General features: G+C 69.2%; 13 protein-coding genes. 12 read left to right on the top strand and 1 reads right to left on the bottom strand.

Annotated features, from left to right (window positions below):
- Positions 1-180: 180 nt before the first annotated feature.
- Genes ABZ532_RS02070 through ABZ532_RS02060 form a run of 3 tightly spaced genes read left to right on the top strand, consistent with a single transcriptional unit; the run spans position 181 to position 3,137 of the window.
- Complete coding sequence (locus ABZ532_RS02070) at positions 181-1,074, top strand: IS982 family transposase (RefSeq protein ID WP_361278612.1); 894 nt, start codon at positions 181-183, stop codon at positions 1,072-1,074.
- Positions 1,075-1,110: 36 nt separating this feature from the next.
- The gene (locus ABZ532_RS02065) at positions 1,111-2,577 is read left to right on the top strand and encodes a helix-turn-helix domain-containing protein (RefSeq protein WP_361278610.1); all 1,467 of its coding nucleotides are present in this window, start codon (positions 1,111-1,113) and stop codon (positions 2,575-2,577) included.
- A complete protein-coding gene (locus tag ABZ532_RS02060; RefSeq protein ID WP_361278608.1) occupies positions 2,559-3,137 on the top strand; it encodes a flavoprotein in 579 nt (192 codons plus the stop codon). Before ABZ532_RS02065 ends, ABZ532_RS02060 begins: the two co-directional genes overlap by 19 nt.
- A 216-nt stretch (positions 3,138-3,353) precedes the next feature.
- Here ABZ532_RS02060 and ABZ532_RS02055 read toward each other — a convergent pair whose 3' ends face one another.
- Positions 3,354-3,737 carry a winged helix-turn-helix domain-containing protein gene (locus ABZ532_RS02055; protein WP_361278606.1) on the bottom strand — a complete coding sequence of 128 codons (384 nt, stop codon included), beginning with the start codon at positions 3,735-3,737 and terminating at the stop codon, positions 3,354-3,356.
- A gap of 541 nt (positions 3,738-4,278) precedes the next feature.
- Here ABZ532_RS02055 and ABZ532_RS02050 point away from each other — a divergent pair.
- From ABZ532_RS02050 to ABZ532_RS02010, 9 genes are all read left to right on the top strand, one after another.
- Positions 4,279-4,536 (top strand): DUF6284 family protein, encoded by a 258-nt coding sequence (locus ABZ532_RS02050; RefSeq protein ID WP_361278603.1) that lies wholly within the window; start codon positions 4,279-4,281, stop codon positions 4,534-4,536.
- Complete coding sequence (locus tag ABZ532_RS02045; RefSeq protein ID WP_361278601.1) at positions 4,533-5,642, top strand: hypothetical protein; 1,110 nt, start codon at positions 4,533-4,535, stop codon at positions 5,640-5,642. The genes ABZ532_RS02050 and ABZ532_RS02045 overlap by 4 nt, the downstream gene beginning before the upstream one ends.
- On the top strand, positions 5,639-5,977 hold the full coding sequence (locus tag ABZ532_RS02040; RefSeq protein WP_361278599.1) for an RRQRL motif-containing zinc-binding protein: 339 nt from the start codon (positions 5,639-5,641) through the stop codon (positions 5,975-5,977). The genes ABZ532_RS02045 and ABZ532_RS02040 overlap by 4 nt, the downstream gene beginning before the upstream one ends.
- 29 nt (positions 5,978-6,006) lie before the next feature.
- Positions 6,007-6,321, top strand: a complete 315-nt coding sequence (locus ABZ532_RS02035; RefSeq protein ID WP_361278596.1) for a hypothetical protein — start codon at positions 6,007-6,009, stop codon at positions 6,319-6,321.
- Positions 6,322-6,554: 233 nt separating this feature from the next.
- A complete protein-coding gene (locus tag ABZ532_RS02030) occupies positions 6,555-8,054 on the top strand; it encodes a hypothetical protein (RefSeq protein WP_361278595.1) in 1,500 nt (499 codons plus the stop codon).
- A gap of 1 nt (position 8,055) precedes the next feature.
- Positions 8,056-10,173 carry an FtsK/SpoIIIE domain-containing protein gene (locus tag ABZ532_RS02025; protein ID WP_361278593.1) on the top strand — a complete coding sequence of 706 codons (2,118 nt, stop codon included), beginning with the start codon at positions 8,056-8,058 and terminating at the stop codon, positions 10,171-10,173.
- A 200-nt stretch (positions 10,174-10,373) separates the two neighbouring features.
- On the top strand, positions 10,374-10,565 hold the full coding sequence (locus tag ABZ532_RS02020) for a hypothetical protein (RefSeq protein WP_361278590.1): 192 nt from the start codon (positions 10,374-10,376) through the stop codon (positions 10,563-10,565).
- A 22-nt stretch (positions 10,566-10,587) separates the two neighbouring features.
- Positions 10,588-11,094: a hypothetical protein gene (locus tag ABZ532_RS02015; protein WP_361278588.1), complete on the top strand. Its 507-nt coding sequence runs from the start codon at positions 10,588-10,590 to the stop codon at positions 11,092-11,094.
- A 12-nt stretch (positions 11,095-11,106) separates the two neighbouring features.
- On the top strand, positions 11,107-11,616 hold the full coding sequence (locus ABZ532_RS02010; protein ID WP_361278586.1) for a hypothetical protein: 510 nt from the start codon (positions 11,107-11,109) through the stop codon (positions 11,614-11,616).
- Positions 11,617-11,701: the final 85 nt, after the last annotated feature.

Raw genomic sequence — 11,701 nt, 5'->3', positions numbered from 1 at the left:
GCTCCGAGCCGCGGTCGAACGAGCCATCGCACACCTGAAGAACTGGAAGATCTTCGCCACCCGCTACCGCGGCCCCTCACCCGCTTCGCCCTCGTCGCCAAAACCGTCACCGCCCTCGCCTTCTACAAGAAGGGCTGGTGACACCCCGTGAATAAGCCTCAGGGCGTCCAAGATCGTTCTGTGACGAATGAGCTGGACGCCCTGCTGACTGAACTGTACGTGAAGATCGATGACGAGATCGGAGGTACCCGATGGCTGGGCCGTCCGCCCCGGCTGACCGACTCCGAGCTGGTCTGCCTCGCCGTCGCCCAGGCGCTGCTGGGGTTCACGTCCGAGTCCCGCTGGCTGCGGTTCGTGCACTCGCGGCTGGGAGCGATGTTCCCGTACGTCCCGAAGCAACCGGGCTGGAACAAGCGGCTGCGGGCCGCGTTGCCGCTGGTCAAGCATGCGATACGCATGCTTGCAGTGGATACGGACTTCTGGTTCGACAACCACTGGATCGTCGACTCCACGCCGGTGGAGTGCGGCCGCTCGCGTCCGACGGTGAAGCGGTCGGACATGGCCGGCTGGGCCGGATACGGATACTGCGCCTCGCACTCCCGGTTCTTCTGGGGCCTGCGGCTGTACCTGGTCTGCACCCCGACCGGGATGCCCATCCTGTGGGCGCTGACGAACCCGAAGGTGGACGAGCGGGAGGTGCTGGCCGCGATGCTGGACCGCGAACCGCACCTGGCCGCCGACCGGCCGGGGCTGCTGGTGATCGCGGACAAGGGTTTCGCGTCCAAGGAGTTCGAGGCCGATCTGGCCTTCCGGGGAGCGGAACTGCTGCGGCCTTCGTTCAAGCGCGAGAAGAAGCGCAAGGGCGAGAGCCTCCTCAAGTCGGTGCGGCAGTTGATCGAGTCGGTCAACGACACCCTCAAGGGTCAGCTCGACCTGGAGCAGCACGGCGGGCGGACCTTCGAGGGCGTCGCCATCCGCGTCGCCCAGCGCATCCTCGCGATGGCCGCCGCGATCTGGCACAACCACAAGACCCGCCAGCCGGTCACACGATCACTGATCGCGTACGACCACTGATCATTCGGAATGACTCGTCTAGACGGCGTCCGCCCCGTGAAGACCCCGTTCATCACTCCGTCGCATATCCGCTCGGCCTACAGCGGGGTGCATTGGCCCCGCGTGGACGGCATCCATGGCGATGAAGATTGCCCGGGCAGACGGTCCGGGCAGTCTGATGCCTCGCCTTCGACCCTGAATTCAGTCCGGCAGATGTACGTCTATCCGCTGGTGGGCGCCATCTGTACCGTGAAGCAGGCCCCTTCAAGTAGCAGGAGGCAGCACGCAATGCGTGGTCTTGGAGATCACCTCAGTATCGGCGAGCGGATCGCTTTCTACCGGAAGCGCCGCGGCTACACACAAGAGGTGCTTGCAGGTCTGGTCGGCCGTAGCACCGACTGGCTCGCGAAGATTGAGACGGGCCGACGCAAGCCGCCGCGTATCGACATGCTCTCCGAGCTCTCGCGCATCCTGCGCGTTTCCCTCGGGGACCTGCTCGGGCAGGCCGTCCTTCTAGAGGACGACAAGCAGCAGGACGATGTGCCGGCCGTCCGCGATGCGCTCATGAGCCCCCGGCGCCTCTCGCGGGTACTCTTCGGCTCGGGGGTGGAGACTCAGCTTCCTACCCCCGCGCCCGTGGCTGTACGAGTCGAGCATGCGTGGAACGACTACCAAGGCGGCCGACTCGGGAGCGTCATCGCGGCTCTTCCTGGTCTCCTTCAAACTGCCCAGGAGTTGGAGGACCGCGCGGCTCGGAGGGAAGGAGACCGATACGACTGCTGGGCAGTCTCCGCCCGAACCCACCACCTCGCGGCTACGACCCTCGCGAAGATCGGCGAGTCCGACATGTCGTGGCTCGCTGCTGAACGGGCGATGCAAGCGGCTGACGCGTCGGAGAACCCGCTCGTACTCGCGTCGGCCGCGCGTTCCGGTGCGCACGCGCTACTGGCCAACGGTCGCTACGACGACGCTCTGGAACTGGGGAACACTACTGCCCGGTGGTTGGCGTCCCGCGTTGAGGGCAACGACCCTGAGGCGCTGAGCTTGCTTGGCATGATTCACCTGCGAACAGCTGTTGCCGCGGCACGCCACCAGGATCGCGGGACTGCTACGAGCCTGCTGAGCCGTGCGGACCAGCTTGCCGAGGATCTCGGTTCGGATGAGAACTACTGGCAAACCGGCTTCGGCCCCACGAACGTGTTGCTTCACAGGCTCTCCATTGAGTTGGACCTCGACAACGTGACGTACGTGGTGGAGCACGGTCGAATCAACGTCGACCACATGCCGCAAGAACGCAGCGTCTCGCACCGGATCGACTACGCCCGTGCTCTCTCCCTGGCTGGTCAGGGAGACGACGCGTTCAGTGAGCTGCGGATCGCGGAGCGCACGTCGCCCCAGCTCGTACGCAACAATCCGAGGGTGCGCGAGACCCTGCGCGACTTGATCAAGCAGGCACCCGTGACGGGTGGCTCACGCTCATCCGAAGTGTTCGTGATGGCTCAACGGTGCAGGGCGGTGCAGTGAGTTCAGGGGAACGCGGAGTCCTTGGAGTCGTCGGCGCGGGAGCCGGAGGCGTAGAGGTACTCCGAACGGGTCTGGTGGAGCCCGCGATACAGCGGGGGTGGCAGGTAGCGGTGACGCTCACGCCGACGGCTGGGCGTTGGCTCCGTGAGAACGGTGAGGCAGACCGCTTGGAGAAGATGACCGGCCTCCCGGTGCGCGATGCGCCACGGGGCCCGCGGGATGCGAGCCCGCACCCTCCGGTGGACTGCTACGTCGTAGCGCCCGCGTCGGCCAATGTGGTCGCGAAGCTCGCCCTGGGCTTGATGGATAACCAAGCCCTCACGCAGGTGGGGGAAGCGATTGGGACGGCGAATCTCCCCGTGGTCGTCTTCCCGAGGGTGAACGCCGCGCACGCTCGCCACCCTGCATGGACCGGGCACATTGAGGCCCTGCGTGCGGCGGGCGTCTCGCTCGTCTACGGGCCGGACGTATGGCCGCTCTACGAGCCCCGTGAAGCCCCGTCGGGACGCGCTCTGCCGTGGGATGCCGTACTGAACGCGGTGGAGTCAGCGATGGAGTGACGATTAGTCAATACTCCTGACCTGCAAGGAAAGAGGACCCGGACAGTCTGTCCGGGTCCTCTGGCGTTGGCGGCTGCATGCTCTTAGGCATGTCAGGGATCAGCGTTCCGAATGGTGCATTGAGCGGCATGTCGGCGGCCGAGCTCGCCTTGATCAAGGCGAGCTTGGAGGACGCGCGGGCGATCGCCGATCGACTCTTGCGACGTACGGACATCCTTATCGAGCGGGCGGGCGTTCAGCGCCCACAACGCGCTCAAGGCGGTCCAGGCGCTCTCCGAGCAGACGGAGGGCGTCATGGATCGAATTGAGTTCGTCGGCGAGCGCGGTGTACGCCGGGCTGCTGCCCGGCTCGGTGCCGAGTGGTACGGACGGGTCGCGCACGAAAGTACCGCGCCCCTGCTGGGTGAGGATCAGCCCTTCGTCCCGAAGCTGGCCGTACGCACTCTGAACCGTCATGAGCTGGACACCAAGCTCCTTCGCGAGCTGGCGTGCGGCCGGCAGGCGTGTTCCTGCTTCACGCTCACCGTCGCCGATCTCCCTGCGGAATCTCGCTGCGATGTCCTTGGCCGTGGGCTTAGGGGCGTTGGGGCTCGAATCCATAGCTCCGAGAGTAGCTGGACCTAGGTCAATCCCGGCTCCTTCAGGGCACGTGCTTGACACGCAGATTGACATGGGTCAATCTGAGTTCATGCCAAACGCACTCCGGTAGGGGAGCGGAACGGCGTGCTTCGACCTGCTTGACCTGCGCAAATAGCGCCCGGACGCATGGCCCGGAACAAGCGCTACGACGAACTCAACAGTGTGCCGACCCAGCCGCCTGCACTCGGGCGGTCGATGGGTGCGGGTCACCATCCGACCGCCCATGTCGGGCCGGGTGACCTGCCCGGATCCGCCTTTCGGGGCGGTGACTGGCATTGCGTGATCTGCGATCCGCAGAACTTTCGCGGGGCGGTGGACGCCCTGCCTGAGCACCAGTGCTCACGGTCCCCGACACCTCTGCCGTACGCGGCGTGAGATGTCGGGGAGCCGCGGCCGCTCGTGCTCTGCGAGAGGACCTGTCCCTGTACGGCGCGCACCCCCCGGAGGGGCTACTCCGGGGGGTGCTGTTCGGGCCGTACCTACTGCTAGGGAGACACGACCCATGAAGCTCATCGTTGCTGTTCAGGAGCCCGTTACCGATGGCCTTCCCGACGCGGAACCTTCCTGGCTGGACCTTCACGCCATCGAGTTGGAGCGTCCGCTGATCAATGCGGAGATGGACTTGCTCGACGTCCAGATCAGTCTGTTGGACCGGCCGGTGTCGGAGCTGGACCAGCGTCGTCTGCGCCGGGCCGCGAACAAGGTGCTGGCCGCCCGCCGCACGGTCGCCAATCGTCTCGGGACGGGGGAAGCCGCATGACCGGCACTCCCGCAACGGGGTCACCGCGCAAGCTCACCCGCGGCCAGGCGCTGGTGCTGGCTGCGGCGTTCGTGCCGATGGTGGCGACCGGCGGGTTCGGTGCGATCGGCACGTTCTCCAACATCAGCCACATGTACGGCAAGGGCACGGCGGCCGGTGCGGTCGCGGCCGGTGAGGGCGCCACCGCGGTGCTCGCGCTGGTCCTGCTCGGTCTGACGATGCTGGGCCAGGCGTCCCCGTGGCCGGTGCGTGCCGGGCTGTGGGCGCTGCCGGCAGCTGCGTCGGGGATGTCGGCGATGGCTGCCCCGGATGCGGGTCGCATGGTCATCTACGCGCTGACCCCGATGGGCATGTCCGTGTCCGCCGAGGGCGCCGCGTTCCTCGCGCGTCGCATCGTCGTGCACCGCGATGGCCGCGACCCGGAGGCCGAACGCAAGACGGCTGAGCTGGTTCAGGCGCTCGCCTATCACCGGGCCCGTGCCGCCAACCACCCCGACGCCAAGGTTCAGGAGCAGTCGGAGCGGGAGTCGTGGAAGCTCGCGGAGAAGGTCGGCGTGGGTGACGTCACGCTCGGGGCGCGGCTGGTGAACGTGCAGCGCGAGCGCGTGACCGAGGGCGCGGATGCCGCTCTGGCCGCCATGTTCGGCACACCCGTGACGCCGACCGTCACGCCGCTGGAATCCGCCCCCGCGACGGCACCGGCCCTACCGCCCTCCGACACCGCCCGAGGCGTGGAAGACACGCAGGTCAACGCCCTGCCTCCCGGTCCGGTGAGTGGGTGTGACGACGGGCGTGACGACAGCGTGACGCCGGATGCCGAACTGCCCACCGAGGACACCGGGCAGTCAGGGGATGAGGAGGTTCATCTCCCGGCCGTGGCGCTCGCGGACGTGGCGATGGTCGCGGGTGTGACGGTCCCCGAGCCGGGGGCCACGCTCTCGGATGAGCAGCTGGTGGTGGTGCTGCGGTTCCTGCGGCACTCGCAGAACCCGCCGCTGTCGTACCGGCAGGCCGCGACGGAGTTCCGCGGACAGGGCTTCAAGGGCGCTGAGGACCGCGTGCGGGAGGCGTGGACCACCCTCATGGCAGCCGAGAGCACGTCGTGACCCTGCCCGCCTACCGCTGGCGCCTGGCTCCCGAGGGCTACGCCACCCGCCGCCAACTCCGCGCCCTCGGCCTACGGCCCGGCGGACAGGAGGTAGCCGCCCAGCTCGAACGCCCCCGCCGACGTCGGCGCGGCCCGCTGGTCGCCTACCTGTACCGCATTGACACTGCGAAGCCGGTGCGGCCGATGACCCCGGCTCGGTGGGCGGCCCTGGCCAAGGCCAACACCGCCCGCCGTATCTGCCCCGAGTGTCGCCGCGACGCCGGATACGTCATCCCGCCCTCGCTGGGCATGTGCGGCTCCTGCGCCGCCCCCGAGGAACAGCGCGCCACCTGACATCCCTCTCTGAACTGGGAGTTCCCTTCATGGCACAGAGTCCGACCCGGCGCCGGATCACGAGCGCCGCGCTCATCGCCGCTGCCGGCACGGTGGCCGCCTGGATCGCCGTGCAGCTGCACGCGTACGGCGTGCCGATCGGTTTGATCACGCCGTGTGTGCTGTCGGTGCTGTCGTCCGCGCTGTGGCTGCTGATCCGCGCGGAAGAGGCCTGGTCGAGCACGCGGCACCGCTGCACCGCGACCGGCTGCACCTTCGAAGTCCGCGTGCAGAACGGAAGCGCCGCCGACAACCGCCGCTGGCAGGAAGTCGCCGCGGCTCATCCCACCCACCACTCCGTCTGAACAGCGCCTTCCCCACACAAGCGCAGGACCCGAACGCCTCCCTCTAACCGGTGCGTTCGGGTCCTGCTTCTCACTCCGGAAGGAGTGCCTTCAGCATGACCGACACCAGTACGGAAGCAGTAGTGGCCCCTGCCACGACCGACACTCCGCCCGCTCCGGCCCCTGCACAGGCTGCGGACCGAGCGGATGAGCAAAAGAACAGGCAAGTAGAGGACGCGCCCGGTGGTTGGCCGGTGGCCCCGCTGGCCCTGTCGGGTGCGAACGCGACCGTTTCCACGATCGCCGCGGCGGGGCTGGCCGGCGGGCCGATCGCCGCGGCGGTCGCCGCAACCGGCGTAGTCGTGTTCGGCACGCTCGCCTCCTACCGCAGCCGCAACCCGCGTCCGAGGCAGGCCGCACGCCGGGCCGCCGCGCGTTCCGCGGCCCGTCAGCACGCCGCTCGCCACCGTTCCGCCGGAGTCAGTACGGCTGGGCGGAAGGCCAGTTCAGCCGGTGGCCGTATAGCTGGCGGTTCGGGCAAGGTCCCCGGGCAGAGTCGGCGCGGACCGGGCGCCGGTTCGGGTCGCGGCGGGGCTGTTCAGGGTCGGTCTGGGGCGGGCAAGAACCGTACGCCGGTCTCTCTGAACAAGCCCTCCGGGCTCAATAGTGGCGGTCGCGGTGGTGCGGCGGGTGTGCTGTCCATGGCGGGGCAGGTCAAGGCGCTGCGCAAGGCGCAGAAGCAGGCCGGTGCATCCCGCGCGCAGAAGCGGGAGCAGACGTCCGCGGCCCGGCGCGCGGTGGCCGACGCTCGCCGAAACACCCCGAAGCCGAACAAGTCCAAGGCCAGCGCGAACAAGCCCGGTGCTGCCGGTAAGGCGCGGGCGCGGTCGGGTGGTCTGGCGGGCCGGATGCTCGGGGGTGCGGGCCGCAAGGCGCGTGCGGTGAAGCAGGCGGCTATCGCGAAGCAGCGGGCGCGCAGGGATGCGGCCACCGCGCGGAAGGTGTCCGCCGGGCGTTCGGCCGTGCGTAAGGCTCCTGCCCGGCGGGCCGCGAGGAAGGCGCTGCGCCGGTCCGCGGCCCGCTTCCACGGGCGCCGCGTCCTGGGCGCCCTGCTGGCGCTCCCGATTGGCCTGCTCGGGTTCCTGGCGAGCCCGCTTGGGCGGAAGTTGGGCCTGCCCTGGCTGGTCCACCCCGGTAGGCGCCTCTACCGGCGGCTGACAGGTGCGGCCCGCGAGGAGCGTGCCGAGCGCGATGCGGCGATCCGCGAGGAGCAGGCCGCAGCGGAGGACGCGGCAGAGCAGGAAGCCGCCAAGGACACCACCGATGGGCTGGGGGACCGGGTGGAGCGCCCGGCCGGGCCTGTCCCGAACCACAGCGATCACCCGTCATCGAGTAGTGAAGGAGAGCACGTGTCCGGGTTCCAGTTCGAAGAGCACGCCGCCGAGATGGAGCAGGCCGCACAGTCCTACGACCCCGAGGATGCCATGGAGATCCTCGCCATGGTCGAGGGACTCCCGGCCGCGCTCACGTCGGTGGCGAACGTGATGAAGACCCTCGCGGAGCGCGCGGACAGTGAGTTCCCGCTGGAGAAGGAGGTAGCGGACGGCTTCAACGACATCTTCGGCGCGCTGATGTCCGCGGTCGCGGTCGCTGAGGACATGGGTCCGCTGTTCCGGCAGGCCCACGAGCAGGACATCGCCCGCCACGAGGACCCCCGCAACGGCCCGGAAGCCGAGAAGGGCTGGAACGTCTGACATGAAGGCCACCACTGCCGCAAAGAAGAAGAGGCAGGCGGACCGTGGCCCGGTGCTGGACTGGAGTGCCGGTCACGGCCCCGTGACCGGCACTCTGTCCGCCACGACCGGAGCCCTGGCCGTCGCCACCACCGGCGCCGCCCTGTCCATGCCGCCCGCGTGGGCCATGGCGGTCGGTGGTGCTGGCGCCCTCGGGCACACCGTCGCCGGGTTGAAGGTCCGCAACGCGGGCCGCACCCTCGCCTTCAAGGCCGCATCGTGGCTGGTCGGCGCGGGATGGACCACGTGGGCCATGGCCACCGGCCCCCTGTCCTGGGCGGCGCTCGGCTCGCTTGCCACGATCGGCGTCGGGATGGGTGCCGGTGCGCGGTCTGTCGCCCTCTATGAGGAGGCCCGTGAGGAGGAGGTCCTGGCGGCTGAGCGGCGTCAGGTCGCGCTGGAGATGAGTGCGGAGCGGCGTCAGATCGCCGCGGAGTGGGTGGAGCGGATCCGCCGGATCTGCAATATCACCGTGCGCGTGCTGGCGGTGGAGATGTGGGAGACCGGCAACGGCTACTCCCTGGATCTCGAACCGCAGGGCGGTATCACCTACGACCGCATCGCCCAGTACGCCGCGGCCCTGTCGGCGGATGCGAAGCTGCCGCACGGCTGTACCGCCGCGGTCGGTCCCGGCGCCCACCAGGGCCGGGCGATCGTGGATGTCACCACCCGCAACGTCCTCGCCGAACCGCGCGAGTACCCCACGGATTACACGCCGCTGTCGATCCTGACCGGCATCCCTTGGGGGTTCCGGACCAATGGTGATGACGTGCTCGCCTACCTGCGCGAGCAGTGCGCGCTGGTGGTCGGGCCGACCGGGTCGGGCAAGACGAACATGCTCCATACGATCCTGGCCGGACTCGCCCGTGCCGAAGATGTCCTCACGTGGGTGATCGACCTGAACGCCGGATCGGCCGGCCTGCCCTGGGTGCGCCCCGCCCTCGGGGGCGAGTTGAAGCAGGCGGACGGGAATCCGGTGCGGCCCGGCGTGGACTGGCTCGCCGGCACGTATGAGGAGGCGCTGAAGCTGCTGGACGCGGCGATCGCGGTCGGACTGCACCGCAAGCGCGCCTACCAGGAGCTGATGGCCAAGCACGACACCGACCTGCTGCCGGTGAGCGCGAAGATCCCGCAGATCATGCTGGTCATCGACGAGGGCGCGGAGATCCTCGTCTCCACCGATCGGCGGATGAAGGAACTCGCCAACCGCATCTTGGAGTTCATCCGCATGCACCGCTCCATGGGAGGACGCACGATCATCACCGCCCTCGGGGCGACTGGCAGCGTGCTGGGCAACCTGATGATCCGCCGAGAGGCCAAGGTCCGCGTCGCCCTGACCGGCGGCGAGACCGAGGGCATGGACCTGTCCAAGATGTTCCCGGGGCGCCGGGGCTTGCGCGTGGATCAGGCGCCGTTCAAGGGCGCCGGGTTCATGGGCACCCCCGAATCCCCGGGCGCGCTGTTCAAGGCATGGCGGATCAAGCCCTCCCAGATCCGCGACATCACCATCGCCACCAGCGACCGCCACCCGCGTCTGGACACGGTGTCCGCGAACGCGGCCGGTACGGACTACGCGCGCCGGTGGGATGTAGAGCGGACCGCGTGGATGCGCGACCTCACTCCCGATACGACCGGCACCGACCAGTCCGCGCCCAGTGCCGGGGGTGGGTTGAACCTGTCCGCCCACCGCACCGACCGGGCCGGGAAGCAGGGCGGGGAGGACGATCTGTTGCGCCGGTTCCGTGAGGAGATCGACGCCCAGTTCGCTACCGCCCCCGACCCGGACGGCCCGCCGCCCGCATCCTCGAGGCTGAACCTCTCCGCACTGCGCAGGGAGCCGGAGCAGGACAGCCCCGCGCAGCGGGCCGCGCTCGCCGCGCTCCTCGCCGCCGGGCCGGACGGCACCGGGGCATCCGCGATCGCCCGCGCCCTCACGGATGAGTACGGCACCACCCGGCAAACGGTCGTGGGATGGCTCAAAGCGTGGGCCGAGGACGGCACCGCGGTGCGGGTCGGGGAGGGCACCAAAGCCCGCTACGTCCACCGCGACCACACCCCCGAACCGCCCCCGGGCGGATAGTGCTTGTCGCTTGTCACTCGCCCCACACGAACACCCCTCCTCGGGGCGTCGTGGGGGTCGAAAACGGCTTGTGACCTGGAAGGCGACAAGCGACAAGACAAGCGAGACGACAAGACAAGCGACAAGCAAGACGACAAGCCATCGGCGGGTAGTACCCCGGTTCGGGTGCTGCCCGCCGGCCGTTCCCGGGAGGCCCGTTCGTGATCGTCACCCTGTCCGCCGTCGCCCTTTTCGGGCTCATCACCTTCGTCCTCATCCGCTCCCGCTACGTCGGAGCGGGCGCCGCGCTCGCGGTGTTCCTCTTCGGGTTCTTCACCGCTGACACCGGAGCCTCCACCGCCATCCGCTCCGCCATACAGGCCCTCATCAACGCTGCATCCAACATCACCTAACCCACCGAAGGGAGGCACGGCTGTGAGCGAGACCCGCACCCCGCCGGCCGACTGGTGGCCGCGCATGAGCGACGCCGGAGCCAACGCCGAAGCCCGCCGCATCATCAACGACATCTACCGCCCCACCCCGCCCACGGCGCCCATACCGACGTCCTACCGAGACACCACCGAGCCCCCGAACGTCGGGGACGCACCGCCGGTCTGGCAGGACGATCGCCGGACCGTGCCCGCCTGGGCCGCCGGAACCGCGGTCGCCTCCATCGGCATCGGCGCCGGCACCACCGGGATCGGCTGCGGCGTCTGGCTCGTGCTGAAGGGATTCGCCTCCATGTCGGTGACCGGCATCGTCTGCATGGGCGTCCTCCTCTCCGGCATCGCCTTCGCCGCGCTCTCCATCGGCGCCGCATTCGCCCGCGCCCGACGCTCCGTCTGCAAGGCGGTCTACACCGGGCCGGTCACCAAGAACACCCACGTCACCACCCACACCCGGGGAACGTTCGCCCGCTCCCACACCCACCTGCACGACTGACCTGGAGGCAGCATGACGACCACCACCGTCGAACCCGCCCAGCTCACCCGCGAGGCGGCCGAAGCCATCCGCGAGTTCAACCACCGCACCCTTCCCCGCCCCGGGACTCCGGGCCTGACGTACCCGGGGGAGGCCTACGACGCCATCGCGGCGCTGAAGATCCTGGCGCAGCGGCTTCCGCAGGCCATCGAGCAGATCGGCACCGCGCTCGACACTCTGACCACCCTCGGGCACCTGGGATCTGCCGACGGCCAGGACCCGGCGCGACACGTCTCCAACGTCCAGGAATTCCTGATCACCGGCATGGAACAGGCGCGTGGCCTCGCCCAATGCCTGGATCTCGCGCACAGCGCCGTCAGCCCGCTCACCTACAGCGGTCCTGAGAACGGGCCTGAGGAGGAGCCGTGCGGTGAGGGCATGTGCCAGTGCTCCTGCATCGGCGCCGGTCACCCCTGCGGCTGCGACTGCCCGCACGACGACGACTGCGATTGCGACTTCTGCGACGCCCGCAACCAGTCCTAGCTACGCCAAGGGCGGCCCCCCATTCCGCCAAGAACCGGGGCCGCCCTTGTCCACCTGCCATCAACAGACCTGTGGAGGTCTCTCA

This window comes from Streptomyces sp. NPDC019396, assembly GCF_040632375.1.
Taxonomy (GTDB): Bacteria; Actinomycetota; Actinomycetes; order Streptomycetales; family Streptomycetaceae; genus Streptomyces.
The sequence above is the reverse complement of the archived record's forward strand: the minus strand, read 5'-3'. Positions and strand labels throughout refer to the sequence as shown.